Raw genomic sequence first — 26,607 nt, 5'->3', positions numbered from 1 at the left:
GGTGTTCAGGCTAACACGAAACGCGCGGTGTGAAAATTTCACACTTCCGTGTCTTCTTCATGCCGGCCTGCAAGGCCGAGAAGCTTGATTTTCCTGTGCAGGGCGGACCGCTCCATACCAATGAATTGGGCGGTCCTTGAAATGTTCCCACCGAACCTTCCGAGCTGGGCGGTGATGTAATCGCGCTCGAAGGCTTCCCGGGCCTCGCGGAGCGGATGAACCAGCAGATGCTCGATCCCGAAGGTTGCGGAGACCGTGCCGGATCCCCCGGTGTCGGAGGGAAGCATGGCTGCCGTGACCTCACCGGCGGCATCGCCACCTGCGAGGATCAGGATCCGCTCCACATTGTTGCGCAGTTCGCGGACGTTGCCGGCCCACTCGCGTGTCTGGAGCACGGCGATCGCGTCCTCCGCGAAGCGCCGGAGGGGCTGGCCGGAAGCGGAAGAATAGCTCCGGGCGAAATGGGCGATGAGTTCGGGGATGTCCTCCCGCCTCTCGGACAGGCTCGGCACCTGGACCGGCACCACGCTGAGCCTGTGATAGAGGTCCTCCCGGAAGCGGCCAACACCGATCAGTCCGGTAAGGTCGCGGCTGGTGGAAGAGACGACGCGGATGTCCACCTTCACCTTCTTGGCACCGCCCACGCGCTGGAAGGTCTGGTCGACCAGCACGCGCAACACCTTGCCCTGGGTTTCGAGGGGCATGTCGGAAAGCTCGTCTATGTAGAGGGTGCCGCCATGAGCCTCCTCGAGGGCGCCTACGCGGCGCGTGGCGCCGCTGCCATCCTCGACGCCGAAGAGTTCCTCCTCCATGCGCTCGGGCGCCATGGTGGCCGCACTCAGCGTCACGAAGGGCCCTGCGGCGCGGAGCGACATGGCGTGGAGCGTGCGCGCGGCAAGCTCCTTGCCGGAACCCATGGGGCCGGTGATCAGCACGCGGCTGTTCGAGGGAGCGATGCGTTTCAGGAGCTGGCGAAGCTGCCGCATGGCCGGCGAGGTGCCGAGGAGCTCCGCATCGGCACCTGCCCTGCCCTTGAGCTCCTCGTTCTCGCGCTTCAGCCGCGACGTCTCGAGCGCGCGGCCGACCACGAGGATGAGCCTGTCCGCCTTGAAGGGCTTCTCGATGTATTCGTAGGCCCCCCGCTTGATGGCGGCGACCGCGGTTTCGATGTTGCCGTGGCCCGAGATGATGATGACTGGAACCTCTGGGTGCTTCTCCTTGATGATGTTCAGGAGATCGAGGCCGTCGAGCTTCGAGCCCATCAGCCAAATGTCCAGGATGATGAGAGATGGCCTGCGCTGCGCGATTTCGGCAAGTGCCGCGTCGCTGTTGTGCGCGAGCCGCGTTTCGTAGCCCTCGTCCTCCAGGATGCCGGCTATGAGCTCCCGGATATCGGCCTCGTCGTCGATGATCAGAATGTCAGCTGCCATTCAGCTTTCCCGCACTCTCATTCCGCCGCGCTGCTGCGCACGGCGAGTTTCTCGAACTGGAGGATGACCCTCGCGCCCTGTATTCCGCCTTCCACCACCGGCGCATCCTCGAGGATCAGCCGCCCCCCATGTTCCTCCATGATGCGCTTGACGATGGCAAGGCCAAGGCCGGTGCCCTTCTCGCGCGTCGTCATGTAGGGCTCGGCCAGGCGGTGACGGTTCTCGCGCGGCAAGCCGATGCCATTGTCCGTCACGCTGATGAAGGGATGGCCCTCCGCAACCCCGGCGACAACCCCGATATGGCCGCGCGGCCGGGGGTGCTGCTGCAGCCGCGTTTCGATCGACTCGCGCGCATTCTTGACGAGATTGGTGATCGCCTGCGTGATGAGGCGGCGGTCGAACGGAAACACGAACTCGCCATTGCTGACGTCGAGCTCGATGTCGATGTCCGAAGATGAGACGCGCTGCAGAACGGTCGCCTCGCGCACGATGGCGGCGAGATCCTGGGGCTCCGGCACGGCCTTGGGCATGCGGGCGAAGGAGGAGAATTCGTCCACCATGCGGCCGATATCGCCAACCTGGCGGATGATGGTGTCGGTGCACTGGTCGAAGACGTGCTTGTCCGTCTGGATCTGGCCGCCATACTTGCGCTTGAGCCGCTCGGCAGACAGCTGAATCGGCGTCAGCGGGTTCTTGATCTCGTGCGCGATGCGGCGCGCGATGTCGGCCCAGGCCGAGTTGCGCTGGGCGGAAACGAGGTCGGTGATGTCGTCGAACGTCAGGACGTGACCGTGCGAGGCATCTTCCGAGCTTTCCGTGGTGACACGCGCGAACAGGCTGCGGCTGTCGCCCTTCCGGTCGATGTCGACCTGGCCTTCGGCAAAGCCCGAAGGCCGGCTGAGGGCGAGTTCGAAGATCGGGAGGAAGGGCGAAAGCACGATTTCGGCGGGTTGGCCGATCAGCTCATCGCCGCTCCGCCCAAGCAGCAGCAGTGCCGAGCGGTTGACGAGCGAAACGCGGCCCGTCGGGTCGATGCCGATCACGCCGGCGCTGACGCCCGCCAGCATCGCCTCCGTGAAGCGGCGGCGTGCGTCGATCGCCTCGCTCGCCGCCACGAGGTCGTCACGCTGCTGCTTGAGGTGATCGGTCATCAGGTTGAAGGTGTTGGAAAGCGTCTGGAGGTCGTCCGGACCTTCCACCACCGAGACCTTGGCATCGAGCTCGCCGCCCGAGACGCGGCGGGCGGCATCGAGAAGGCGCACCACCGGCGCCACCACCTTGTCGGCGAACCACAGGCCCACCCAGATGGCCGCCAAGAGGAAGATGAAGCCCACCAGCGCATACATCATGCCGAAGGTGACCTGAACACCGAGCCGCTGCGACATCAGCGTGTCGTATTCCTGCTTGGCCTCGCGCGTCTTCTGCAGCTGGTCGAGCACCGAAGGATTGATGACGCGATAGACCATCAGGAAGGAGCTGGGAAAGTTCTGCAGCTTGATGAGGGCGCGCACGACATTGCCGCCCCTGCCCGGCTGGATCACCACGAGATCGCCCTTTTCGGCCCGCGCCAACGCCGACTCGCTCGGCGGGAAGAAGTCGATGCGGTCGTTGGCGACGACCCGGGCGTCGAACTCCTGCTCACCGCCCGGCTGGCGGCTGGGATCGAAGATGAAGGCGGCCGGCAACCCGTGGAGCGCTGCGTGGCGCGCCAGGCGGCGCACGAAGCTTGGCCGGTCGGATTCGAACATGTCTCTCTGCTGGGAAAGATCGTTCGAGATCTGCACCACGTCGTTGCGCACCGCCTCGGCGTGGTCGCGCACGTAGGATTCCGCGACGTTGACCGCCGAATCCACGATGGCCCGCGTTCTGAGCGAGAACCAGGCATCGAGGCCGCGGTTGAGCGTCACGCTGGCGAAAACCGCGACGATGATGGCCGGGACGACGGCGATCACGCTGAACAGCGAGACGAGGCGCAGATGGAGCGAGGCTCCGGGCGTTCCACGCCGCTTCTCGATGAACAGGAAGATGAGCTGCCCGATGACGAGCAGCGCCATCACCATCAGCACCACGCCGTTCAGGATGATGAGCAGGATGGTGCTTTCGCTCGTCGGCCGGATCGGCGTCATGCCGGTGAGGATGGCGAAGGTGGCGAGCCCGCAGACAACGCCCGCCACCACCAGCGCGAATCCCGCCACGCCCGTGAAACGGCGCAGCCGGTCAAACAGCCGGAGATGTGAGCGTTCGATCATACAACCTGTTCAGCAGAACCTGTTGCCCGAAATCAACACTAAATGTGGCATTCGTGCGACAGTGCCGTCCGGTCAGCCAATGCCTCGGATGACCTTCACCTGGCGATCCCGCAGCTTGACGCGCAGCGTATTGCGGTTGATGCCGAGGAGCTCGGCTGCGCGCAGCTGGTTGCCCGATGTCGCGGCCAGCACCGCCCGGAGCAGCGCAGGTTCGACTTCGGCGAGGATGCGATCATATAGGCCAGGAGGCGGCAAGCCATTGCCGAAGCTCGCAAAATAGCGCGAGAGATAATTCTCCATGAACTCCGGCAGGCTGGTGCCGGTGAAATCCTGGGGCTGCACGGGCGCCTGCAAGGGGACGCTTGCCAGTTCGCGCTCGATGGCCGGGGGCGTGATGGTATCCTCGATCTCGATCGCCACGAGGCGCCTCAGCAGGTTCTCGAGTTCGCGCACGTTGCCGGGCCAGCGATGCTGCTGCAGCCGCTCCACCGCCTCGCGCGTCAGCTCCTTCCGGGGCAGGCCTTCGCGGACCGCCTGGGTGAGGAAATGGCGCACCAGATCCGGAATGTCCTCGGCGCGCTCACGCAGGGGAGGAAGCCGCAGCGGCACGACGTTGAGGCGGTAGAAGAGATCCTCCCGGAAGCTGCCCTGGCCGATGAGCTGCCTCAGATCCCTGTGGGTGGCAGTGATGATCCGGACATTGGTCTTGATCGGCGCATTGCCGCCGACCGTGGTGTATTCGCCCTGCTGCAACACGCGGAGCAGCCGCGTCTGGGCCTCGAGCGGCATGTCGCCGATCTCGTCGAGGAACAGCGTGCCGCCCTCTGCCTGCTCGAAGCGGCCGGCCATCCGCGACGTGGCGCCGGTGAAGGCCCCCTTCTCGTGGCCGAAGAGCTCGGATTCGATGAGTTCACGCGGGATCGCCGCCATGTTGACGGCGACGAAGGGCCCCTTTCGCCGCCGGCCGTAGTCATGCAGCGCGCGTGCGACGAGCTCCTTGCCGGTGCCGGATTCGCCCACGATCATCACCGTGAGGTCGGTCTGGGTGAGCCTGGCGATGATACGGTAGATCTCCTGCATGGCGGGCGAGCGCCCGACGATGGGGAGCGACTCGCCCGCGGCGGCGCCATTCGCGGCGGCGGGGCGCTGCGACTGCTCGAGCGCGCGGCCCACCGTGTGGACGAGCTGGTTCAGGTCGAAGGGCTTCGGCAGATAGTCATAGGCGCCGCGCTCGGCTGCCGTGATCGCCGTCATGATGGTGTTCTTGGCGCTCATGACGATCACCGGGAGCGCCGGCCGCAGTTTCTTGATGCGCGGGATCACGTCGAAGGCGTTCTCGTCCGGAAGCACCACGTCGGTCACCACCGCGTCGCCTTGGCCTTCCGTCACCCAGCGCCAGAGCGCGGCGGCCGTCGCCGTCGAGCGCACGCTGTATCCGGCACGCGTCAGCGCCTGGCTCAGGACCGTGCGGATGGCGCTGTCGTCGTCCGCGATCAGGACCGTTTTTCCGCTCATCAGGCATGATCTCCTTCGCTGTCGCGCGGCGCTTCCGTGCCCTTCAGCATGGGCAGCAGCACGCGGAAGGTGGTGCCGCGCTCGCGGCCCACGCATTCGATGATTCCGCCATGGTCGCGCACGATCTTGGCGACGAGCGCGAGGCCGAGACCCCTTCCGCCCGGCTTCGTGGTGACGAATGGATCGAAGATGTTCGGACGCAGTTCCTCGGGGATGCCGGGGCCTGTGTCGTGCACGCAGACCTCGAGCGGCAGCGTGATGCGTTCGCGGCTCCCCGGCACGGTGAGCCTCACGCCGGGCCGAAAGGCGGTGGTGAGCAGGATCTCGCCTGCCTCGCCGTTCTGCCGGATGGCCTCGGCCGCATTCTTGGCAAGGTTCAGGAACACCTGGACGAGCTGGTCCTTGTTGCCGAGCACCGGTGGAAGTGAGGGATCGTAGTCTTCTCGCACGTGCACTCCCTGCCCCATGCCAGCCAGGGTGAGCTGCTTCACGCGCTCCAGCACGGCGTGGATGTTCACCGGCCGCTTCTCGAGCGGCCGCTCGTCCGAGAACACCTCCATCTGGTCCACGAGGTCCCGGATGCGATCGGTCTCCTCGCAGATCAATCGTGCGAGCGCGCGGTCGTCCGTGCCGAGCGCGGGCTCGAGCAGTTGCGCGGCCCCCCTGATCCCCGCCAGCGGGTTCTTGATCTCATGCGCCAGCATGGTGGCCATGCCGGAAACCGAACGTGCCGCACCCCGCGAGGTGAGCTGCCGGTCGATCTTCAGCGCCATCGACCGTTCGAGCAGCATCACGATGACGTATCGCGGGTCCTCCGCCATCACCGCCGCCTGGATGTCGACAAGGCGCTCGCCACCGAGGCGGGGCGTGCCGACGGCGACGGAATATTCATTGACCACGCCTGAGATGGCGCGCGCCTGTGCGACGGCGGCGAAGACCGGGCTCGAGAAGGGAACGAGGTCGCCGAGGCGGCAGCGCAGCAGCACGTTGCTGCTGACCTGGAAATAATCTTCGGCGGCGACATTGGCGAGGCAGATGCGTTCGCTCTCGTCGATGACGATCAGCGGGTTCGGAAGCGCATCGACCACGGCGCGCGCCAGCGGGCCCTCAAGGGCGGTGTTCGCCTTGCCGGTTGCGATCGGGATCATGCCGCGGCCTTGTCCTGCGCGGCCAGATAGAGCTCCCGAAGGCCCTGCCGAACGGCGTCGTTATCATCGGTGCGCAGCAGCGTGGCGCGCCAGGCGGCGGCCGCCTCGGCGCCGATGAGGTGGCGCTCCACCAGGCGGGCGATGGTCCAGCCGATGTGCTTGCGCGCGATGCGGTTGCCGTGGTGATGGCCGTGATGGGACAGCACCCGATCGTGATGGGTGGCGGCGATATCGGCCTCCTCGCGAAGCGATGGCTCCGCGATGCCCGAGCCCGGGTCGAGGCCCTCGGCGATGACACCTGGCCACCAGGGGCGGCCATAGGCGCCACGCCCGATCATCACGCCATCGGCCCCCGATATCGCCAGCATCTCGCGTGCATCGGAAACCGAGTTCCCGTCGCCATTGGCGATGAGCGGAATCGAAACCGCCTCGCGCACCCGGGCGATTGCCGCCCAGTCCGCCTTGCCGCCATAGAATTGACAGCGTGTGCGGCCGTGGACGGTGACCAGCGCAATGCCTGCCGCTTCCGCCCGCCGCGCCAGCTCGGGGGCGTTCAGCGAGCCATGGTCCCAGCCCAGCCGCATCTTGAGCGTCACCGGCACCGAAGCGGCCCCGACCGTCGCCTCGATCAGCTTCTCGGCATGATCGAGATCGCGCATCAGGGCGGACCCGGACAGCCCGCCCGTGACCTCGCGCGCCGGGCAGCCCATGTTGATGTCGATGATGTCTGCGCCCATGTCCTGGGCGACGCGGGCCCCTTCCGCCATCCAGCGCGGCTCGCGGCCGGCGAGCTGGACGACGAAGGGCGAGAGCGACTCGGCACCGAGCGCACGGCGCAGCATGTCAGGCCGGGCATTGACCAGCTCCTCGCTGGCAACCATTTCGCTCACCACCAACCCCGCGCCGTGCTCATGCGCCGTCATCCGGAAGGGTTCGTCCGTAACGCCGGACATCGGCGCGAGGAAAACGCGGTTGCGGGTTTCTATGGGGCCAATCTTTATGCCCATTTTTTGATCACAGTTCAATACTGGCTAATTTATGCGCAAGATACCCCGATGCTGCATTGCGTCAAGGGCCTTTGTTGCGGGGTGGGACGACCCTTGCTAGAGCGACCGCATGACAGTTGCGGCAGTGATCGTGGCCGGTGGCTCCGGCCTGCGCGCAGGGGGCGAAAGGCCGAAGCAATACCAGCTCATCGGCGGACGGCCGGTAATCTGGTGGACCTGCCGGGCCTTTCTCGACCACCCCGCGATCGATCACGTGCAGCCCGTGATCGGCGAAGGGCACGAGGCGATGTTCGCGGAGGCCGTGAAGGGCCTCGCCCTGCCGCTACCGGTGATCGGCGGCGCCACGCGCCAGGAGTCCTGCCGCATCGGCATCGAGGCGGTGGAGCGCCTGAAGCCCGAGAAGGTGCTGGTGCACGACGCCGCACGGCCCTTCGTATCAGACGCACTCATCGCAGACGTCGTTGCCTGGCTGGACCGCTTTCCCGCCGTCGTGCCGGGCATGCCGGTGGCGGAGACGCTGAAATTCGCGCCCGGCGGCATGGTGGGCCGAACCATCGACCGCGCATCGATCTGGGCGGCCCAGACGCCGCAGGGTTTTGCCTATGGCCCGATCCTGGCCGCCTACCGCAAGGCGGAACACGAGCGCACCGAAGGCCTGACTGACGACGCCTCGGTTGCCGAGCATGCCGGGATTGCCATATCCATCATCCCGGGGCAGATCGACAACCGCAAGCTCACCACCGCGGAGGACGTCGAGATCGCCGACAGGGAAATGATGGCGCGCCAGCTGCAGACCCTGCCCGACATCCGCGTCGGCCAGGGCATCGACATCCATCCTTTCGAGGCGGGTGACGCGGTGACGCTTTGCGGCATCGCCATTCCCCACTCGCAGCGCCTCAAGGGCCACTCGGATGCCGACGTGGCCATGCACGCGCTGACCGACGCCATCCTCGGCACCATCGGCGAGGGCGACATCGGAACCCACTTCCCGCCGAGCGAGCCGCAATGGAAGGGTGCTCCTTCCCGCATCTTTCTCGCCCGCGCCGTCGAGCTTCTCGAGGCGAAACGCGGCATCATCGCCAATGCCGACATCACCATCCTGGCGGAGGCGCCCAAGATCGCGCCGCATGTGGCGGCGATGAAGGCGTTCCTGGCGCCCCTGCTCCATATCGATCCGTCGCGCATCGCCATCAAGGCGACGACCATGGAGAAGCTCGGCGCCATCGGCCGCAGGGAGGGCATCATGGCCCATGCGACCGTGACGGTGAGGCTGCCGTGAGAGAGGCCCTTCCGATGTTTCCTGAGGACCTCACTGCGCGCGCCGCCGCGCTGATCGATCTTTGCCGCAGCAGGAAGCTGATGCTGGCGACGGCGGAGAGCTGCACGGGCGGGCTGATCGCCGGGCTCATCACCTCCGTGCCGGGATCGTCGGACGTGCTGGACTGCGGCTTCGTCACCTATTCCAACGCCGCCAAGACACGGATGATCGGGGTTGCTGCCGATCTCGTGCAACGCCACGGCGCGGTGAGCGAGGAGGTCGCCCGCGCCATGGCCGAAGGTGCGCTTGCCCACAGCGCGGCCGATGTCGCCGTGGCGGTGACGGGCGTGGCCGGTCCCGGCGGTGGAACGGCGCTCAAGCCGGTGGGCCTCGTTCATTGCGCGGCGGCGCGGAAAGGCTTTCCCACCCAAGCGCGCGTGCTGCGCCTCGGCGACATCGGGCGCGATGAGGTGCGGATCGAGACGGTGCGCGCCGCCCTGGAAATGGCTTACGAGATCGCGGGGCCGTAAAGGACGCGCGCGCGCTCCTCGAAGGCCGACATGACGCGCCGCACCGCCATGTCGAACATGCCTGAGAGCACGAATTGCAGCGTGCGGCTCTTCAGCTGGTAATCGACGGAGAAACTGATCTCGCAGCTGTTTGCTCCGGTGGGTACGATCCGCCATTCCGAAACGAGATGCTTTACCGGGCCCTCGTTCGAACGGGCAGTGACGGTGAGGGCGGAAGGATCGACGCTGACCTGGCTCGTCATCACCTCCTGGATGCGAAGCTTGTCATGGGCGAGGGTGAGTTCGCCCTCGAAGCTCTCGCTGCCATCCTCGCGCTTCGCAACGTTGCGCACGAGCGAACGCTTCACCAGCGGCAGGAACTCGCGGTAACGCGCCACATCGCGCGCGATGGCGAAGACCTGCGCCGCCGAATAGGGGACGCGGCGCGAGACGCTGAATTGCGGCACGAGATTCAGGACCTCTCGGCCCGCACCGCCCTGAGCCGGGCGAAATCCTCGCCGGCGTGGTGCGAAGACCGCGTGAGCGGTGAGGCGGCGACCATGAGGAAACCCTTGGCATAGGCGATGGTCTCGTAGCCCTTGAATTCGTCCGGCGTGACGAAACGGTCGATCGCGGCATGCTTGCGGGTGGGCTGGAGATACTGGCCGATGGTGATGAAGTCGATCTCCGCCGAGCGCATGTCGTCCATCACCTGCATGACCTGCTCGCGCGTTTCGCCGAGCCCCACCATGATGCCGGACTTGGTGAACATCGACCGGTCGAGCTCCTTCACCCGCTGCAGCAGGCGCAGCGAGTGGAAGTAGCGCGCACCCGGCCTTATCCGAAGATAGAGCGAGGGCACGGTCTCGAGATTGTGGTTGAAAACGTCGGGCCTGGCCTCGACCACGATCTCGAGCGCGCCGTCCTTCTTGAGGAAATCGGGAGTCAGCACCTCGATCGTCGTGCCGGGTGAGGCTGCCCGGATCGCACGGATGGTGCGCGCGAAATGATGGGCCCCGCCGTCCGCGAGGTCGTCGCGGTCCACCGACGTGATGACGGCATGTTCGAGGCCCATGCGCGCCACGGCTTCCGCCACCTTCTCCGGCTCGTCCGCCACCAGCTGGTCCGGCAGGCCCGTCTTCACGTTGCAGAAGGCGCAGGCCCTCGTGCAGGTGTCGCCCATGATCATGAAGGTGGCGTGCTTCTTCGACCAGCATTCGCCGATGTTGGGGCAGCCCGCCTCTTCGCACACCGTGACGAGATTGTTATCACGCACGATCTTCTGCGTTTCCGCGTAGACGGGCGAGCCCGGCGCCTTCACCCGGATCCATTCCGGCTTCCTGAGAATGGGGGTGTCCGGCCGGTGCGCCTTCTCGGGGTGCCGCGGCTTCGTCTTGCTGTCGAGGATGGTGACCATGTCTGCGTGCTATCTGCCGCGCACCAGCCGCACCACGTAGAGCAGCACGATGGCGCCGATGGCGGCGACGATGAGATTGCCGATGAACCAGCCCTGGAAAAGCTCTCCCAGCCTGATCCCCAGCGCGTTGGCGAGGAAGGCGCCGATATAGGACCCGATGATGCCGACGACGATGTTCATCAGCAGGCCGTGATCGGCCTTCATCACCCGCTCGGCGATCCAGCCCGCCAGCGCGCCAATGACCAGCGTTCCGATCCAGCCCACGCCGCCGCCAAGATCCATCAGTGAGTTCGGTTCCATTTCGCTTCTCCGCCGTTCCGTTGATTCAAGATAAGCCCGGTCCGGGGCGCCATCAAGGCCGATGAGGCCGACCCGCCTCACATGTGAATGACGCGGCCATAGGCATCCAGAACGCTCTCATGCATCATCTCCGAGAGCGTCGGGTGCGGGAAGACCGTGTGCATCAGTTCCTCCTCCGTGGTTTCCAGGCCCATGGCGACGACGAAGCCCTGGATGAGTTCGGTGACCTCCGCCCCCACCATGTGCGCGCCGAGGAGCCGCCCCGTGTTCGCATCGAAGATCGTCTTGACGAGGCCCTGGTCCTCGCCGAGTGCGATGGCCTTGCCATTGGCGAGAAAGGGGAAGCGCCCGACCTTGAGCTCGAAGCCCGCAGCCTTTGCCTTGGCCTCCGTCAGCCCGACGCTCGCCACCTGCGGATGGCAGTAGGTGCAGCCCGGAATCTGTTCCTTCTTCATGGGATGGACGTCGATTCCCTTGATCTTCTCCACGCAGATGACGCCCTCGTGCTCGGCCTTGTGGGCGAGCATCGGCGGGCCGGCGACGTCTCCGATGGCATAGACGCCCGGCACGTTGGTGCGGCCGTGGCCGTCCGTCACCACGGTGCCTTTCTCGGTCTTCACCCCCAAAGCCTCGAGACCGAGATTCTCGATGTTGCCCTGTACGCCGACGGCGGAGATGACGCGATCCACCGTGAGCGTCTCGCTCTTGCCGCCCGCCTCGATGGTCGCCGTGACGCTGTCTGCCCCCTTCTCGAGCTTGCTGACCTTGGCGCCGAGCCGGAACTTGAGGCCCAGCTTCTCCAGCTGCTTCTGGGCGATCTTCGATATCTCGGCATCCTCGACCGGCATGATCTGGTCCATGATCTCGACCACTGTCACATCAACGCCCATCGCATTGTAGAAGGAGGCGAACTCGATGCCGATGGCGCCCGAGCCGACGACGAGCAGCGACTTCGGGATCGTCTTCGGCACCATGGCCTCGAAATAGGTCCACACCAGCTTGCCGTCAGGCTCGAGCCCGGGAAGCACGCGGGGGCGTGCTCCGGTCGCCACGATGATGTTCTTACCCGTGTAGGTTCCGGCGCCGAGCTTCTCCTTGGGCTCCGGATGCTGCGGCTGCATGGCGGCCTTGGAGGGGCTCGTCACCACGATTTCGTTCGGCTTCGTGAGCTTCGCCTCGCCCCAGATCACGCTCACCTTGTTCTTCCTGAGCAGCATGGTGACGCCGCCGTTGAGCCGCCCCGAGACGCCGCGCGAACGCTGCACCACCGCGGCTGCATCGAAACCGACATTCTCGGCGGACAGGCCGTAGGACTTTGCGTGCTTCATGTAGTGGAAGATCTCGGCCGAGCGCAGCAGGGCCTTGGTGGGAATGCAGCCCCAGTTCAGGCAGATGCCGCCCAAGTGCTCTCGCTCGACCACGGCGGTCTTGAACCCGAGCTGTGCCGCGCGGATCGCCGCCACGTATCCGCCCGGGCCGCCGCCGATGATGATGATGTCGAAGTTCGTGTCGGCCATTCTCAGAGTCCCCTTGTTGAACGAAGAGCCCTCATCCGCCCTTCGGGCACCTTCTCCCATTGCTGCGCAACGCGAGAAGGGACATCATCGGTTCCGTCCCTTCTCCCGTCCGAAGGATGGAGAAGATGGCCGACAGGCCGGATGAGGGCCTGCGGCCGCGCGGAACTAGAGTCCCAAAATTCCCTTCACCACCGGCACGAGCGCCGTGCCGATGGCCTTGGTGTTCTCCGCATCGAGATGGCCGCCGTCCGTGGGGTCGGCCTTCGCCACAATGCCGGCATCGAAGAAATGAACGCCCATCTCCTTCGCCACCCGCGCATAGTGCTTCGGGAACAACTTCGATTCCGCGATGGCATGCCCCCACAGCTCGTTGAACCATTCGTCCGTGGTCGGAACGAGAGCTGGCGGAGAGACGATCAGCACGTCCGGCGTACGGTAGGCAGGAAGGAAGGAGAACTTCTGCACGATCTCGACGAGGCGCGCCATGCCCATCGCCGCATCGAAGGCGCGGCAGCGGTTGGCAAACTTGATGTCGTTGGTCCCGAGCAGGATGATGACGAGGTCAAGAGGCTGGTGCGTGGCGAGGAGCACCGGCAACGCCCGCGATCCATTGCGATCGTCGAAGGTCGAGGGGTCGTCGAATATCGTGGTGCGGCCGTTGTGGCCCTCTTCGATGACGCGGGCCTTTTCCCCGAGACCCGCCGCCAGCGCGTTGGGCCAGCGGACCTCGAAAGGATGCCGCTCCCAGCGCCCCGCGATGAAGCCCCAGGTGAGAGAGTCGCCGAAGGCGAGGACGGTCTTCATGTTCCTGCTCTTCCGCCTCTACACCAGCATGAGGCCCGGCTCCTCGAGATAGGACTTGATCACGCCTATGAACTCCGCACCCAGCGCGCCGTCGATGCAGCGGTGGTCGGTCGAGAGGGTGATCGTCATCTGCTGCTCGATCTTGATGTCGTTGCCGCGCACCACGGGCCGCCGTTCGGCCGAGCCGATGGCGAGGATCGAGGCATGCGGCGGGTTGACGATTGCGGCGAAGTTGCTGACGTTCATCATGCCCATGTTGGAGACGGCCGCCGAGCCGCCGGTGTATTCCTCGGGCTTCAGCTTGCGGTTCCTGGCACGCCCTGCCATGTCCTTCATCTCGGTCGAGATCTGGGCGAGGCCCTTGCTCTCCGCCCTTCGCACGATGGGCGTGATGAGGCCGCCCGGAATCGAGACGGCGACGCCGATGTCCGCATGCTTGTGCCGCACCATTGCGCTCTCGGTCCAGGAGACGTTGGCGTCCGGCACCTTGATGAGCGCCATCGCCATGGCCTTGATGATGAAGTCGTTGACCGAGATCTTCCAGAGGGGCTTGCTTTCCTTGTCCTTGGGCGCCTGCAGGTTCAGCCGCTCCCGGAGATCGAGGAGCTGGTCGATGGTGACGTCCACCGAGACGTAGAAATGCGGGATCGTCTGCTTGGATTCGGTGAGCCGCCGGGCGATCACCTTGCGCATCGAGTCATGCGGCACGAGCTCGTAGCTTCCTTCGGCGAAGAGCTTCAGCACCTGCTCGTCCGACGGCGCCGGGGCGAGTGCCGGGCTTGCGGCCGGCGGCGCGCCGCGTGTGCCGGGCTTCGCCGTCTCGACATCCTTAAGTACGATGCGGCCATGGGGGCCGGAGCCGAGCAGCGTGGCGATGTCGATCCCCTTCTGCTTCGCCATCCGCCGGGCGAGCGGCGATGCGAAGACCCGGCCACCTTCGGCCCGCGGAGCGGCCGGGGGTGCCGCTGCCGGGGCGGGTTTCGGTGCGGTGGGTGCCGCCGCGGCGGGCTTGGCAGCTGCCGGCGCGGCGGCCGGCGCATCACCCAGCTTCTCGCCTTCGCCGAGGATCACGGCGATCGGCGTGTTCACGGCCACGTCGTCGGTTCCGGCTGGAATGAGGAGCTTGCCCAGCGTTCCCTCGTCCACGGCCTCGACTTCCATCGTGGCCTTGTCCGTCTCGATCTCGGCCAGCACGTCGCCGGACTTGACCTGGTCGCCCTCCTTCTTGAGCCACTTGGCAAGCTTGCCCTTTTCCATGGTGGGCGAAAGGGCGGGCATGAGCACGTTCACTGGCATCGTCGGACTTCCCCATTCGTCTCGAGGGTTCTGGACATCAGGGTGCGAGATCCTGACGGTGAACCATGATCTGCACGGGGCCTTCGGTTTCGCGAAGGCCCCGCGCATGTTTCTCGCGCGCGGCCTGGTGGATGAGCGTCAGCAGCCTGTCGAACGCCGCCAGGAAGGCATCGGAACTGACCAGCCCGTGCTTGGGAAGCTCAGGATCGCAGTGCTGGAGCGCATAGAGCGTCACTCCGCAAACAACTTCCTCGCGCCCGTCACGCCCCCGGAAGCGAACGCATTCGCCGTCGAAGTGCCGGTCGTCGTCGAGGAAAGCGAGCTGTGCCATGTCAGTCCTCCCTGTCTGGTATCTCTCCCTTCAGCTGCCGTTGCCGTTCCACCAGAACTATGACTTGTTCGCCAGCGGCGAAAGCTGCGCTGCGACCTTGTTCAGGTCCTCGTTCAGCACCTTGCGGATCGCCGCGAAATTGTCCGACGCGTTGCCGTGGCCCATCTCGGCGCAGGCGGCGGCCACCTGCTGGGCCATGCCGGCCAGCACATGGCCCCAGACCTCGGGTTTGCCGAAAGCCATGGCGTGAAGCGAGAGGCTCAAGCCCCCGTTCGAAATCCAAGCGCGGGCCACCTCCCCCGCCTTCGGATCATGGAACACCTCGTGCGGCGGCTCGAGCTGGTGCGGATGCATTTCGCCGTGGTGGTTGTGGTGGTGGTGATCGTGATCAGACATAGAGATTCTACCTTCTCAGGATTAGGTTTGGAGCAGACGCCAGGAAGTCCGACCTTTAGTTCCGCCAATGACTGCCTTCTTGTCATTTCTCAACTTTTGACAAGCCCATCTCATATCGTACTGCCATGTAAAGAACACATCACCTGAGATCTCTAAATCATCTTTGTGCTTAGCCCATATTTCTTTGGCCACTTCCACAATGGTTCCCTCGCCACCAAGACGCTTTAGTGCTGACTCCACGATCGCGACCAAATCGGAGCGTTCGATCTTAGACATAGAGAACAGCCTTTGCTGCGGCGACCACCTCATCGGCATTGGGCAGCGCCAGTTTCTCGAGATTGGCCGCGTAGGGCATCGGAACGTCCTTGCCGGCGACGCGTGCGACGGGCGCGTCGAGGTAATCGAAAGCATGCGTCATGATTTGGGCGGCAATTTCGCTGGTCACGGAGAATTGCGGGAAGCCCTCCTCCACGCACACGCAGCGGTTCGTCTTCTTCACGCTCTCGACGATGGTGGCGATGTCCATGGGGCGGATGGTGCGGAGGTCGATCACCTCTGCCTCGATCCCCTCCGCCGCCAGCTTCTCGGCCGCCGCAAGCGCATAGGTCATGCCGATGCCGAAGGAAACGATCGTCACTTGGCTGCCGGCGCGGGCGATGCGGGCCTTGCCGATCGGCACCACCCAGTCCTCGAGCTTCGGCACCTCGAAGCTCTTGCCATAGAGGATCTCGTTCTCGAGGAAGACCACGGGATTGGGGTCGCGGATGGCCGCCTTCATCAGGCCTTTCGCATCCGCCGCCGTATAGGGCATCACAACCTTGAGTCCCGGGATGTGGCCGTACCACGCGGCATAGTCCTGGCTGTGCTGGGCGGCGACACGCGCCGCGGCCCCGTTGGGACCGCGGAACACGATGGGGCAGCCCATCTGCCCGCCCGACATGTAGAGCGTCTTTGCCGCCGAATTGATGATCTGGTCGATCGCCTGCATGGCGAAGTTGAAGGTCATGAACTCGACGATGGGCTTCAGGCCGGCGAAGGCCGCGCCCACGGCGAGCCCGGTGAAGCCGTGCTCGGTGATCGGCGTGTCGACCACGCGCTGCGGGCCGAACTCGTCCAGCATGCCCTGCGAGATCTTGTAGGCGCCCTGGTACTGGCCGACCTCCTCGCCCATCAGGAACACCTCGGGATCACGCCGCATCTCCTCCGACATGGCTTCGCGCAGCGCCTCGCGCACCGTCATCGTCACCATCTCGGTGCCCGCGGGGATCTCCGGCGATGGCGCCGGGGCCGAGGCGAGAACAGCGGGCGAAGACACTGGCGGCGCATCGGTCTTCGGCGTTTCCGGCTTCGGGGCCTCCGCCTTGGGCGCGGGCGCCGCATCGGCCTCGCCGATCACGGCGATCGGCGTGTTGACCTTGACGTTCTCGGTGCCGGCGGGGATCAGGATCTGCGAAAGCGGGCCTTCGTCAACCGCCTCGACCTCCATCGTCGCCTTGTCGGTCTCGATCTCGGCGATCACGTCGCCGGGCTTCACCATGTCCCCGACGTTCTTGAGCCACTTCGCGAGCTTGCCCTCTTCCATGGTCGGCGAGAGGGCGGGCATGAGGATCGATGGCATGTGCTAACCCCGGGATCAGGCGTTCACGTAGATGTCGGTGTAGAGCTCGGACGGATCGGGCTCGGGGTCATTCTGCGCGAATTCGGCCGCCTCCGTCACGATGGCGCGGATGTCGGCGTCGATCTTCTTGAGGTCTTCCTCGGTGGCGAGCTTGGCCGTCAGGATGCGCGCCTTCACCTGCTCGATCGGGTCGTGCTCCTCGCGCATCTTCTGCACCTCCTCCTTGGAGCGGTACTTCGCGGGGTCCGACATCGAATGGCCACGGTAGCGATAGGTCATCATCTCGAGGATGTAGGGACCTTCGCCCGCCCGGCAGTGCTCGACCGCCCGGTCGCCCGCGTCCTTCACGGCGCGGACGTCCATGCCGTCCACCTGCTCGAAGGGAATGCCGAAGGCCGCACCGCGTGCGCCGAGCTGCTCCGCCATGGCGGTGGAGCGGCTGGCCGCCGTTCCCATGGCGTAGCGGTTGTTCTCGATGATGAAGATGACGGGAAGCTTCCAGATCGAGGCCATGTTGAAGGTCTCGTAGACCTGGCCCTGGTTCGCCGCGCCATCGCCGAAATAGGCCACCGAGACGCTGTCGTTGCCCCGGTACTTGTTGGCGAAGGCCAGGCCCGCGCCTAGGGGCACCTGGGCGCCGACGATGCCGTGGCCGCCGAAGAACTGCTTCTCGCGGCTGAACATGTGCATGGAGCCGCCCTTGCCCTTGGAGAGCCCGCCCCGCCTCCCGGTGAGCTCGGCCATGACGCCCTTGGGGTCCATGCCGCAGGCCAGCATGTGGCCATGGTCGCGGTAGGAGGTGATGACCTGGTCTCCGTCCTTCTGCGCCATCTGCATGCCCACGACCACGGCCTCCTGGCCGATGTAGAGATGGCAGAAGCCGCCGATGAAGCCCATGCCGTAGAGCTGTCCGGCCTTCTCCTCGAAGCGGCGGATCAGCAGCATTTCGCGGTAGGCGTGGAGTTCCTCTTCCGTGGTGAAGCCGCTGTTGGTGAGGTTGGGCTTCTCACCCTTGGACAGCTTGCGCGAGATGTAGGCCGACTTGACTGCCATGGACGCCTCCTCCAGCCGGTGTCAGCCCAATTAGATAACATTAAACGCTTGAGGAAACAGGGGAAATTATGAATTAACCGGATTTCGGTTTACAACCCGGAATTCGCTTGGAAATTACCTTGCGGTGAAGGCAACCACATCTGTTGGCTTGGCCAGCTCGAGCTTGCCCCGGGCCAGCTCGTCGAGAAGGTCGGGGTCGATGCTCCCCGGGCGCAGCAGCCGGGCCTTGCTTTCCATGAACTCGCGCTGGGCCTTCAGGCCTTCGTGCTTTTCCTCGAGCACGGCGAGGCGGGTCTCGAGCCCCTCCCGGTAGGGATAGCCGCGCGGCCCCTGGTAGGCATGCCAGGCGAAATAGCCGAGGAGACCGCAGCAAACGCAGGTGACGACGAGATCGAAGCGGCGCATGGAGAAACTCCGGCTTGGGCCTCGCAGATTTCGGCGGACTCGGTTAACAATTCATCACCATTGGCAAGTTATTCGCTTGACCTTTGATGCCATCGTGACGATGTAACTTCTGGAGTTACCGAAATGTTGTCCAGCAGCCGCTTCGTCGTCGCCGTCCACGCCATGAGCGTCCTCGCCCGGTTCGCGGGAAAGGGACCCGTGTGCTCGGCGCTGGTCGCCGAGAGCGTTCATACCAACCCGGTGGTGATCCGCCGGCTCATGACGGAGCTGGAGAAGGCGAAACTGGTGAAATCCGTGGCCGGGCGGTCCGGCGGTTTCGAACTGAACCGCGACCCCGGCGAAATCACCCTCGCCGACGTCTATTTCGCCGTCGAGGACGAAAACGTCTTCCGCATGCACAAGACCGATCCGCACTCGAACTGCCCGGTGGCGGCCCAGCTCGGCAAGGTGCTTTCTGCTCCCTTGCGGGCCGCCGAATGCGCCCTTCACACCTCGCTGGCCCGGACATCGATCCGCGACGTCGCCTCCGCCATCGTCTGAGAGGAACTCAGGCGGCGAGCGCCTGGGTGAGATCGGCGATCAGGTCATCGGTATCTTCGAGCCCCACTGAGAGCCTCAGCATGCCGTCGCTGATGCCCATCATTGCGCGCGCCTCCGCGCCGATGTTGCGGTGGGTGGTCGATGCCGGATGCGTCATCAGCGACTTGGCGTCGCCCAGATTGTTTGAGATGTCGATGATGCCCAGATGGCGCAGCACGTCGAAGGCCTTTGCCTTCCCGCCCTCCACCTCGAAGGTGACCATGGTGCCGCCGAGCCGCATCTGCTTGCGCGACAGCGCCGCCTGCGGGTGCGAATCGAGATGGGGATAGATGACACGGCTAACCCCGCGGGTGGCTGAGAGCACCTCCGCGATTTGCTGGGCGGCGTGGCTCTGCGCCTCTACCCTGAGCTTCAGGGTTTCAAGCCCCTTCAGCAGCACCCAGGCATTGAAGGGCGAGATCGAGGGACCGGTATGGCGAAGGAACGGCTTCAGCAACTCGTCCTTGAAGGCGCGGGTCGACATGATGGCGCCGCCCAACACACGGCCCTGCCCGTCCATGTGCTTGGTTCCGGAATAGACGATCACGTCGGCACCATAGGAGAGCGGCCGCTGCAGGATCGGCGTGGCGAAGATGTTGTCCACCACCACGTTGGCGCCCTTGGCCTTGGCAATGCTGCAGACGGCCTCGAGGTCGATCACCTCCAGCGTGGGGTTCGACGGCGTCTCCAGGAACACGCATTTGGTATCGGCGGTGATCGCTTCCTTCCAGGCTTTCAGGTCCGATCCGTCGACCAGCGTCGTGCGGATGCCGAAGCGCGGGAGGATCGAGGTGACGATCTGGTAGCAGGAGCCGAACAGCGCCTTGGACGAGACGAGGTGATCACCCGCCCTGAGCTGGCATGCGAGCGCCCCGAATACCGCCGCCATGCCGGAGGCCAGGCCGTAGCAGGACTCGGCACCTTCCAGCAGAGCGAGCCGCTCCTCGAACATGGAGACGGTCGGATTGCCGTAGCGCCCGTAGACATACCCCGAATCCTCGCCCGAGAAACGACGTTCGGCGGTCTCCGGCTCGTCATAGACGAAGCCCGAATTGAGGTAGAGCGCCTCCGAGGTCTCGCCGTGACCCGAGCGGTCGAGCCCGCCGCGCACGAGCTTCGTCGCATCGCCCCAGGAGGAGGGATCGCTCTTGTGCTTCTTCATCGCCTGCTCAACTCTGCACCCAGGGGAGGCCCGCCGCCTTCCAGCCACCCAGCGTGCCGCGGTGGCCCTGCCCGTCCTTGTCGCCCTCGAAGCCCTGCGCCACGTTCCAGGCATTGGTGTAGCCGGCCTGGGTGAGTGCCGAGGCCGCTGACGCCGAGCGTGCGCCCGAACGGCAGATGCACAGGATCTCGGTTTCCTTCGGCAGCCCCATCTGCTCGATCTCGGTCACGAAATTGGCGTTCACCTGCATAGACGGGAAGACTTGCCAGGACAGCCGGATCAGCCGTTCGACCGCAGGCACCCCCACGAACACCCACTCGGGCTGGGTGCGCACGTCGATCAGGACGGCAGAGGGGTTGTTCTGGAGCCGCTGATAGGCTTCGGCGGGGGAAATGTCGCCCTGATGCATGGAACGGTCCGTTCGTTGTTTCGAACGGCTTTAATGCAAACGGATTCGTCCCGCAAAGGAAAACCGGGCCTGGCCCACCCTCTCAGTCCTCGCTGGCGTGAAATTCCACCACGGCATCGCCGGAGACGGGGTCCGTCACGCCGCGGCCTTCGCCCAAGTCCTCCAGCATGTGGCGGAAGCCGTCCAGCATACTGATCATCTTCGGGCGGGCGGCGGCGATCCGGTCAAAACTCTCCCAGCACCCGACGAAGCAATAGGTGTTGTCGCCGGTCTTCACCAGCGCGCCGCCGTGAAAGCCGTGGAAGTCGGGATCGATGCGGTGAGCCTCCTCGAAGGCCTTCTGCATTCCCGGCTTCACCTTGAAACGCACGATATTGTATGCGGACATGGCGTCCTCCCTGTTCGTCGCTCCCGGAAAGGCTGTGGAGTATACTCCCGCACAGACAGGCAGGGCAGCAATCGGGCCGTGCATCAGCCGCGCCGTTCAACTTGCAACCGGGTTTCCTCGACGAGCGTGAGGAAACGCTGGCGCACCCCGGCCGCAAAGGGATTTTCCTTCTCGATGGCGTCGAACACGCCGGCGGCATCGTTGCGCACCATGTCCACCGCCCGCATTAGGTGATCGAAACTCGCCGTCGTGAGGCGTTTCGGAAGCGGCTCCATGCGGACGAGCACCTTGGCGATGAGATGCGTCAGGCCCTGAACCACGGCGGCCTCCCTGTCGTGCTCCTCGGCACTCGTGACATAGACCTTGAGGCCGAACGCGCAGCGCAGAAACGCGGCGACGCGGCGTGCAGATGGGCATCGCACGGGGCACAGGGTGATCTTTCGGTTCCGCAGCCCGCCTGCCGCACTCTGCGGGCCGAAGAGCGGGTGGGTTCCCAGAACCTCGACATGGGCGGGGAGCCCCTCCTCCATGAGCCTCGCCGGCACCATCTTGACCGACCCGACATCGGCCACGAGAGCCCCCGGCCGCAGGTGCGGCGCGATCCTGTGGATCAGCCGCCCGAATTCGCTCACCGGCACGGCCAGGATCACGGCATCGCATGCCGCCGCCTCGGCAAGGGTTCCGAAGCGGCAGCCCTCCACGCGGTCTTCACCACGAGGCAGACACGGGTCATGGACAAGCAGTTCGAAATGCCGGCCGAGATGAGGCGCGATCAGGCGGCCGAAGGCGCCGAAGCCGAAGAGGCCGATCGTCCGGATGGGGCGGTGAATGCGTTTCATCGAGGGGCTCCTGTCTGGCGGCGATGCCGGAAGCCTCTGATGTGGATGGTGACCGCCGGATCGCGGCGGTGTGAGAATGAGTCTGCGCCCGCCGTTATGTGGACGGCGGATAATAAGAAACAGCGAAGGGGGCTGCGTGGCGCATGGCGGGCGGTTTAGACGAGGCGGCAGCGAGGGTCAACCGGCTCCGGTGAATGGCTGGCATCGGCCCGTGAGACAGTCTGGCGCTTCCGGTGCGCCCTGCTCCCCTGTTAGATGAATTCACCACCAGCTCCGGAGTCCACCCATGTCCAAGTCCCTGCCCCAGCGTGCCGACGTCGTCATCATCGGCGGCGGCATCGTCGGATGCTCGATTGCCTATCACCTCACCCGGGAGGGCATCACCGACGTGGTGCTGCTGGAGAGGAAGCAGCTCACCTCCGGCACGACCTGGCATGCGGCAGGTCTCGTGGGGCAGCTCCGCGCCACCCGGAACCTCACGGAACTCGCGAAATACACCACCACGCTGTTCGAGGGGCTGGAAAGAGAAACGGGCCAGGCCACCGGTTTCAAGCAGAATGGTTCGATCTCCATCGCCCTGACGGATGGGCGGCTCGAGGAACTCGTGCGCGGCGCCTCCATGGCCAAGAACTTCGGCCTCGACGTGCAGGTGATATCGACGGGCGAGATCAAGGAGCGGTTGCCCCACTACAACCTGGAGAACGTGAAGGGCGGCGTATTCCTGCCCAAGGACGGCCAGGTGAACCCCATCGACGTGACTCAGGCGCTGGCCGCCGGCGCCCGCTCGCGCGGGGCCAAGGTGCTGGAGAACGTGAAGGTCACGAAGATCCTCACCAAGAACGGTCACGCCTATGGCGTCGAGACGGCGGACGGCACGATCATGGCCGACAAGGTGGTGGTGGCCTCCGGAATGTGGTCGCGCGACCTCGGCCGTTCGATCGGCGTCAACATCCCGCTCCATGCCTGCGAGCATTTCTACATCGTGTCGGAGCCGATCGCGGACCTTCCCCGCAACATGCCGGTGGTGCGCGTGCCCGACGAGTGCACCTACTACAAGGAAGACGCGGGCAAGCTGATGGTCGGCGCCTTCGAGCCCAAGGCCAAGCCCTGGGGCGGCGGCGGCATCGACGAGGAGCACGCCTTCGTGACGCTGCCCGAGGACATGGACCATTTCGAGCCGATCCTCGCCAACGCCATCAACCGCGTGCCGCTGCTCGAGACCGCCGGCATCCAGCTGTTCTTCAACGGCCCCGAGAGCTTCACGCCCGACGTGAAATATTACCTGGGCGAGGCGCCCGAGGTGAAGAACGTCTATGTGGCGGCGGGCTTCAACTCGATCGGCATCCAGTCCTCCGGCGGCGCCGGGCTCGTGCTCTCGAAGTGGATCAGGAACGGGCACCCGCCGATGGACGTCACCGGCATGGACATCCGGCGCATCCATCCGTTCCAGTCGGTGAAGAACTACGTGCGCGAGCGCGTGTCGGAGAGCCTCGGCCTCCTCTATGCCATGCACTGGCCCTACCGGCAGGCCGAAACGGCGCGCGGCGTGCGCCGCTCGCCGCTTTATCCGTACACGAAGGAATTGGGCGCGGTGTTCGGCGAGGTGAACGGCTGGGAGCGCCCCAACTGGTATGCGCGGGGTGGCGTGAAGCCGGAATATGAATACTCCTACGGACGGCAGAACTGGTTCCCCTGCGCGGACCATGAAGCAAAGCAGCTGATGACCCACTGCGCCTTCTTCGACCAGTCGAGCTTCGCCAAATACTCGGTCGAGGGCCGCGATGCGATGAAGGTGCTGAACCGCGTCTCGGCAGCCAATGTGGATGTCGAACCGGGCCGCGTCGTCTACACGCAATGGCTCAACGAACGCGGCGGCATAGAGGCGGATTTGACCGTCACGCGGCTGGAGGAGAACCGGTTCCTCGTTGTCACCGGTGCCGCCCCGCAGACGCGCGACATGGCATGGCTGAAGCGCCACACGCCGGAGAATGCCCATTGCGTGGCCACCGACATCACCTCGGGCCTCCCGATGGTCGCCGTGATGGGGCCGAAATCCCGCGCGCTGCTCGAGAAGCTCTCGGGCGTAGATCTTTCCAATGCCGCATTTCCCTTCGGCACCTCGAAGGAGATCGAGATCGGCTACGCCCGGGTGCGCGCCAGCCGCATCACCTATGTTGGCGAGCTCGGCTGGGAGCTCTACATCCCAACGGAGTTCACCGCGCATGTGTTCGAGACCCTGTGGGAGGCCGGCAAGGAGTTCGGGCTCACACCGGCCGGCATGCACACCATGAACAATTGCCGCACCGAGAAGGCCTACCGTCACTGGGGCCATGACATCGCCGACGAGGATACCCCCCTCGAAGCGGGCCTCGGCTTCGCCGTCGCCTGGGACAAGAAGGAAGGCTTCATCGGCCGCGAGGCGCTGCTGAAGCAGAAGGCGCAGCCGGTGCTCTCAAAGCGCTTCGTGTGCCTCGCACTCGAGGACAGTTCCGAGATGGCGCCGATGATCTATCACGAGGAGCCGATCTACCGGAACGGCGTGATCGTCGGCTCCACCACGTCAGGCGCCTGGGGCCACCGCGTGAACCTCTCGCTCGGCCTCGGCTACGTCCACAACCAGGAGGGCGTGACGAAGAACTGGCTCGAGAGCGGCAGCTGGGAAGTGGAACTCGCCTGGAAGCGCTATCCGGCCAAGGTGCAGTTCCAGAGCTTCTATGATCCGAAGGGCGAGCGCATCAAGGCGTGAGCGGGATCTTGCGCCTCACCCCTCACCGCCGACCGAGAAATCCCGGCGCGCGGAGAAGAGCGACACGGAAAAACCGGCCACGACGTCGATGAGCGTCATCAGCGTCAGCAGGAAGAAGGTGGCCGTGCCGGCAAAGTCCACGAGGAGAAAGCAGACGAGCGCCAGCACGAAGGTGGCGGTCGACAGGATGTGGTCCAGCACGGCGCTGCGCCCGGTGCGGGCCGCCTTCAGCATCTCGACGAAGAGCGCCGAGAGACCGGCGATGAGAAAGAAGTCCCCTCCCCGCAGCGTCATCTCCGCCCCTGAGGCGAGCGTCATGGAATAGGCATCGCCGTCCAGCATCATTCCGCCGCCCGGGGCGAGCAGCAGATAGACGGCGATCACGATGGCGAGCACGGGAAAGGAGATGACATAGGACATGGCGGAAACTCCGGTGAGGGTGGAAATCATGCCCAAGTCCTGCGATTCCTGCAAAGCCGGGATGAGCGGCATGCCGGACGAAATGTTCTTTATTCCGAACGGCAGGTGATCTATAGTGGTTCAACCCAGACGACGGAGGCCAACATGGCACTGCAAATTGGCGACATCGCACCCGACTTCGAGGCCGACACCACGGAAGGCCGCATCCGCTTCCACGACTATATCGAAGGATCATGGGCGGTGCTGTTCTCGCATCCCAAGGATTTCACGCCCGTCTGCACCACCGAACTCGGCTCGGTTGCAAAGATGAAGCACGAATTCGACAAGCGTGGCGTGAAGCTCATCGGCATCTCGGTGGACTCGGTGGCGGACCACCAGCGCTGGAAGCAGGACATCAAGGACGTGACCGGCGCCTCGGTGAACTATCCGATGATCGGCGACGAGGACCTGGCCGTGGCCAAGCTCTACGGCATGATCCACCCCAATGCCTCGGGCAAGGCGGCGACCCGCACCGCGGCAGACAACCAGACCGTCCGCAACGTGTTCATCATCGGGCCGGACAAGAAGATCAAGTTCATCGTGGCCTATCCCATGAGCACCGGGCGGAACTTCAACGAGATCGTCCGCGTGGTGGACTCGCTCCAGCTCACCGCGACCAAGTCGGTTGCGACGCCGTCCGACTGGAAGCCGGGCGAGGACGTGATCATCCTGGCTTCGATTTCGGACGATGCCGCGAAGGAGAAATTCCCCGGCGGCTGGAAGACGCTGAAGCCCTATCTCCGCATGGTGCCCCAGCCGAAGTGAGAAGCCGAACACGGAAACGGAAATGCCCGGGCAGGACCCGGGCATTTTTGTTCCGATGACCGCGCCAGGATGACGCCCAGGGCTTTATCTCACCACCACTGCTTCGCGGTATGGATCCCTGCCGCCTGTTCGATGGCCGCGGCGGTCTGGAAGAGGGTTTCCTCGCCGAACGGCTTTCCGATGAGCTGGAGCCCAAGGGGCAGGCCGTCGGAGGACAGGCCCGCGGGCACCGAAATGCCGGGGAGGCCCGCCATGTTCACCGTCACCGTGAAGATGTCGTTGAGATACATCTGGACCGGGTCCGTGATCTCGCCCGGCGCGAAGGCGGGGCTCGGGGTCGCGGGGGTCAGCACCACGTCCACCTTGCTCCAGGCCTCGTCGAAATCGCGCTTGATCAGTGTACGGACCTTCTGCGCGCGCACGTAATAGGCATCGTAGTAGCCGGCCGACAGCACATAGGTTCCGATGAGGATCCGGCGCTGCACCTCGCGGCCGAAGCCCGCCGCGCGGGACTTCTCGTACATGTCGACGATGTCGTCCCCCGGAACGCGGAGCCCGTAGCGCACGCCGTCATAGCGGGCGAGGTTGGAGGAGGCCTCGGCCGGGGCCACGATGTAATAGGCGGGAAGCGCATATTTCGTGTGCGGCAGCGAGATCTCGACGATCTCGGCGCCTTGCGCCTTCAGCCACTCCGCACCCTTGTGCCACAGTGCATCGATCTCCTCCGGCATGCCGTCGACGCGGTATTCCTTCGGAATGCCGACGCGCAGCCCCTTGATGGGCCTGCCGATCGCCGCCTCGTAGTCGGGCACCGGAACATCGACCGAGGTCGTATCCTTGGGATCGACGCTCGCCATGGATTTCAGCATGATCGCTGCGTCGCGCACGTCGCGCGCGATGGGGCCCGCCTGGTCGAGCGAGGAGGCGAAGGCCACGATGCCCCAGCGCGAGCAGCGGCCGTAGGTGGGCTTGATCCCCACCGTGCAGGTGAAAGCCGCCGGCTGGCG

At 65.1% G+C, this 26,607-nt stretch carries 28 protein-coding genes; 5 read left to right on the top strand and 23 right to left on the bottom strand.

The annotated features are described in order from the left end of the window. Positions 1–38 precede the first annotated feature (38 nt). The 5 genes from ACK4HL_RS17900 to dusB form a co-directional block, all read right to left on the bottom strand. Positions 39–1,430 carry a sigma-54-dependent transcriptional regulator gene (locus ACK4HL_RS17900; protein WP_409763262.1) on the bottom strand — a complete coding sequence of 464 codons (1,392 nt, stop codon included), beginning with the start codon at positions 1,428–1,430 and terminating at the stop codon, positions 39–41. Positions 1,431–1,447: 17 nt separating this feature from the next. After that, a complete protein-coding gene (locus ACK4HL_RS17895) occupies positions 1,448–3,679 on the bottom strand; it encodes an ATP-binding protein (protein WP_409763259.1) in 2,232 nt (743 codons plus the stop codon). Positions 3,680–3,751: 72 nt separating this feature from the next. After that, complete coding sequence (gene ntrC, locus ACK4HL_RS17890) at positions 3,752–5,194, bottom strand: nitrogen regulation protein NR(I) (RefSeq protein ID WP_409763256.1); 1,443 nt, start codon at positions 5,192–5,194, stop codon at positions 3,752–3,754. Then, positions 5,194–6,342, bottom strand: coding sequence for a two-component system sensor histidine kinase NtrB (locus ACK4HL_RS17885; protein WP_409763253.1), 1,149 nt, complete (start codon positions 6,340–6,342; stop codon positions 5,194–5,196). The genes ntrC and ACK4HL_RS17885 overlap by 1 nt, the downstream gene beginning before the upstream one ends. Further along, positions 6,339–7,349: a tRNA dihydrouridine synthase DusB gene (gene dusB / locus ACK4HL_RS17880; RefSeq protein ID WP_409763250.1), complete on the bottom strand. Its 1,011-nt coding sequence runs from the start codon at positions 7,347–7,349 to the stop codon at positions 6,339–6,341. The genes ACK4HL_RS17885 and dusB overlap by 4 nt, the downstream gene beginning before the upstream one ends. Positions 7,350–7,458: 109 nt before the next feature. Between dusB and ACK4HL_RS17875 the strand changes: the two genes are divergently transcribed. Next, positions 7,459–8,628 carry a bifunctional 2-C-methyl-D-erythritol 4-phosphate cytidylyltransferase/2-C-methyl-D-erythritol 2,4-cyclodiphosphate synthase gene (locus ACK4HL_RS17875; protein WP_409763247.1) on the top strand — a complete coding sequence of 390 codons (1,170 nt, stop codon included), beginning with the start codon at positions 7,459–7,461 and terminating at the stop codon, positions 8,626–8,628. A gap of 14 nt (positions 8,629–8,642) precedes the next feature. Continuing rightward, positions 8,643–9,137: a CinA family protein gene (locus ACK4HL_RS17870; RefSeq protein WP_409763279.1), complete on the top strand. Its 495-nt coding sequence runs from the start codon at positions 8,643–8,645 to the stop codon at positions 9,135–9,137. Here ACK4HL_RS17870 and ACK4HL_RS17865 read toward each other — a convergent pair. The 12 genes from ACK4HL_RS17865 to ACK4HL_RS17810 form a co-directional block, all read right to left on the bottom strand. Further along, positions 9,116–9,583, bottom strand: coding sequence for a type II toxin-antitoxin system RatA family toxin (locus tag ACK4HL_RS17865; RefSeq protein ID WP_409763244.1), 468 nt, complete (start codon positions 9,581–9,583; stop codon positions 9,116–9,118). The genes ACK4HL_RS17870 and ACK4HL_RS17865 overlap by 22 nt on opposite strands. Before the next feature lie 5 nt (positions 9,584–9,588). Further along, on the bottom strand, positions 9,589–10,533 hold the full coding sequence (lipA, locus tag ACK4HL_RS17860) for a lipoyl synthase (protein WP_409763240.1): 945 nt from the start codon (positions 10,531–10,533) through the stop codon (positions 9,589–9,591). Between the two features lie 9 nt (positions 10,534–10,542). Continuing rightward, positions 10,543–10,833: a GlsB/YeaQ/YmgE family stress response membrane protein gene (locus ACK4HL_RS17855; protein ID WP_409763237.1), complete on the bottom strand. Its 291-nt coding sequence runs from the start codon at positions 10,831–10,833 to the stop codon at positions 10,543–10,545. A 77-nt stretch (positions 10,834–10,910) separates the two neighbouring features. Continuing rightward, the gene (gene lpdA / locus ACK4HL_RS17850; RefSeq protein ID WP_409763234.1) at positions 10,911–12,350 is read right to left on the bottom strand and encodes a dihydrolipoyl dehydrogenase; all 1,440 of its coding nucleotides are present in this window, start codon (positions 12,348–12,350) and stop codon (positions 10,911–10,913) included. A gap of 165 nt (positions 12,351–12,515) precedes the next feature. Then, complete coding sequence (locus tag ACK4HL_RS17845; protein ID WP_409763231.1) at positions 12,516–13,154, bottom strand: SGNH/GDSL hydrolase family protein; 639 nt, start codon at positions 13,152–13,154, stop codon at positions 12,516–12,518. An 18-nt stretch (positions 13,155–13,172) separates the two neighbouring features. Beyond that, a complete protein-coding gene (locus ACK4HL_RS17840) occupies positions 13,173–14,450 on the bottom strand; it encodes a pyruvate dehydrogenase complex dihydrolipoamide acetyltransferase (RefSeq protein WP_409763228.1) in 1,278 nt (425 codons plus the stop codon). Between the two features lie 37 nt (positions 14,451–14,487). Beyond that, entirely contained in the window at positions 14,488–14,781 is a 294-nt protein-coding gene (locus tag ACK4HL_RS17835) for a DUF1488 family protein (protein WP_409763225.1), read from the bottom strand. A 57-nt stretch (positions 14,782–14,838) separates the two neighbouring features. Beyond that, positions 14,839–15,177 (bottom strand): DUF5076 domain-containing protein, encoded by a 339-nt coding sequence (locus tag ACK4HL_RS17830; RefSeq protein ID WP_409763222.1) that lies wholly within the window; start codon positions 15,175–15,177, stop codon positions 14,839–14,841. A gap of 21 nt (positions 15,178–15,198) precedes the next feature. Further along, on the bottom strand, positions 15,199–15,453 hold the full coding sequence (locus tag ACK4HL_RS17825) for a hypothetical protein (protein ID WP_409763219.1): 255 nt from the start codon (positions 15,451–15,453) through the stop codon (positions 15,199–15,201). Further along, positions 15,446–16,795, bottom strand: coding sequence for a pyruvate dehydrogenase complex E1 component subunit beta (locus ACK4HL_RS17820; RefSeq protein WP_409763216.1), 1,350 nt, complete (start codon positions 16,793–16,795; stop codon positions 15,446–15,448). Before ACK4HL_RS17820 ends, ACK4HL_RS17825 begins: the two co-directional genes overlap by 8 nt. Before the next feature lie 15 nt (positions 16,796–16,810). After that, entirely contained in the window at positions 16,811–17,848 is a 1,038-nt protein-coding gene (pdhA, locus tag ACK4HL_RS17815; RefSeq protein ID WP_409763213.1) for a pyruvate dehydrogenase (acetyl-transferring) E1 component subunit alpha, read from the bottom strand. A gap of 114 nt (positions 17,849–17,962) precedes the next feature. Next, positions 17,963–18,253: an FtsB family cell division protein gene (locus ACK4HL_RS17810; protein ID WP_409763210.1), complete on the bottom strand. Its 291-nt coding sequence runs from the start codon at positions 18,251–18,253 to the stop codon at positions 17,963–17,965. A 123-nt stretch (positions 18,254–18,376) separates the two neighbouring features. On the opposite strand from ACK4HL_RS17810, the gene ACK4HL_RS17805 reads away from it, so the two are divergent. Next, the gene (locus ACK4HL_RS17805) at positions 18,377–18,793 is read left to right on the top strand and encodes an RrF2 family transcriptional regulator (RefSeq protein ID WP_409763207.1); all 417 of its coding nucleotides are present in this window, start codon (positions 18,377–18,379) and stop codon (positions 18,791–18,793) included. A gap of 7 nt (positions 18,794–18,800) precedes the next feature. On the opposite strand, the gene metZ is transcribed toward ACK4HL_RS17805, so the two are convergent. The 4 genes from metZ to ACK4HL_RS17785 form a co-directional block, all read right to left on the bottom strand. Further along, on the bottom strand, positions 18,801–19,994 hold the full coding sequence (gene metZ / locus ACK4HL_RS17800; protein ID WP_409763204.1) for an O-succinylhomoserine sulfhydrylase: 1,194 nt from the start codon (positions 19,992–19,994) through the stop codon (positions 18,801–18,803). Between the two features lie 7 nt (positions 19,995–20,001). After that, entirely contained in the window at positions 20,002–20,403 is a 402-nt protein-coding gene (locus ACK4HL_RS17795) for a rhodanese-like domain-containing protein (RefSeq protein ID WP_409763201.1), read from the bottom strand. An 82-nt stretch (positions 20,404–20,485) separates the two neighbouring features. Further along, on the bottom strand, positions 20,486–20,791 hold the full coding sequence (locus ACK4HL_RS17790) for a DUF718 domain-containing protein (RefSeq protein WP_409763198.1): 306 nt from the start codon (positions 20,789–20,791) through the stop codon (positions 20,486–20,488). 83 nt (positions 20,792–20,874) lie between these two features. After that, positions 20,875–21,630, bottom strand: coding sequence for a prephenate dehydrogenase/arogenate dehydrogenase family protein (locus tag ACK4HL_RS17785; RefSeq protein WP_409763195.1), 756 nt, complete (start codon positions 21,628–21,630; stop codon positions 20,875–20,877). Between the two features lie 286 nt (positions 21,631–21,916). Here ACK4HL_RS17785 and ACK4HL_RS17780 point away from each other — a divergent pair, with 286 nt between their 5' ends. After that, positions 21,917–24,376 carry an FAD-dependent oxidoreductase gene (locus ACK4HL_RS17780; protein WP_409763192.1) on the top strand — a complete coding sequence of 820 codons (2,460 nt, stop codon included), beginning with the start codon at positions 21,917–21,919 and terminating at the stop codon, positions 24,374–24,376. A 15-nt stretch (positions 24,377–24,391) separates the two neighbouring features. Here ACK4HL_RS17780 and ACK4HL_RS17775 read toward each other — a convergent pair whose 3' ends face one another. Next, a complete protein-coding gene (locus ACK4HL_RS17775; RefSeq protein WP_409763189.1) occupies positions 24,392–24,868 on the bottom strand; it encodes a hypothetical protein in 477 nt (158 codons plus the stop codon). A gap of 72 nt (positions 24,869–24,940) precedes the next feature. On the opposite strand from ACK4HL_RS17775, the gene ACK4HL_RS17770 reads away from it, so the two are divergent. Beyond that, positions 24,941–25,600, top strand: coding sequence for a peroxiredoxin (locus ACK4HL_RS17770; protein ID WP_409763186.1), 660 nt, complete (start codon positions 24,941–24,943; stop codon positions 25,598–25,600). 89 nt (positions 25,601–25,689) lie between these two features. Here the strand turns inward: ACK4HL_RS17770 and ACK4HL_RS17765 are convergent. Then, a partial coding sequence (locus ACK4HL_RS17765) for an amidase family protein (protein ID WP_409763183.1) occupies positions 25,690–26,607 on the bottom strand: 918 nt, incomplete at its 5' end.

Source organism: Aestuariivirga sp. (assembly GCF_046294715.1).
In the GTDB taxonomy this organism is placed as follows: Bacteria; Pseudomonadota; Alphaproteobacteria; order Rhizobiales; family Aestuariivirgaceae; genus Aestuariivirga.
Note: the sequence above shows the minus strand (reverse complement) of the source record. Positions and strands in the feature narration are given on the sequence as shown.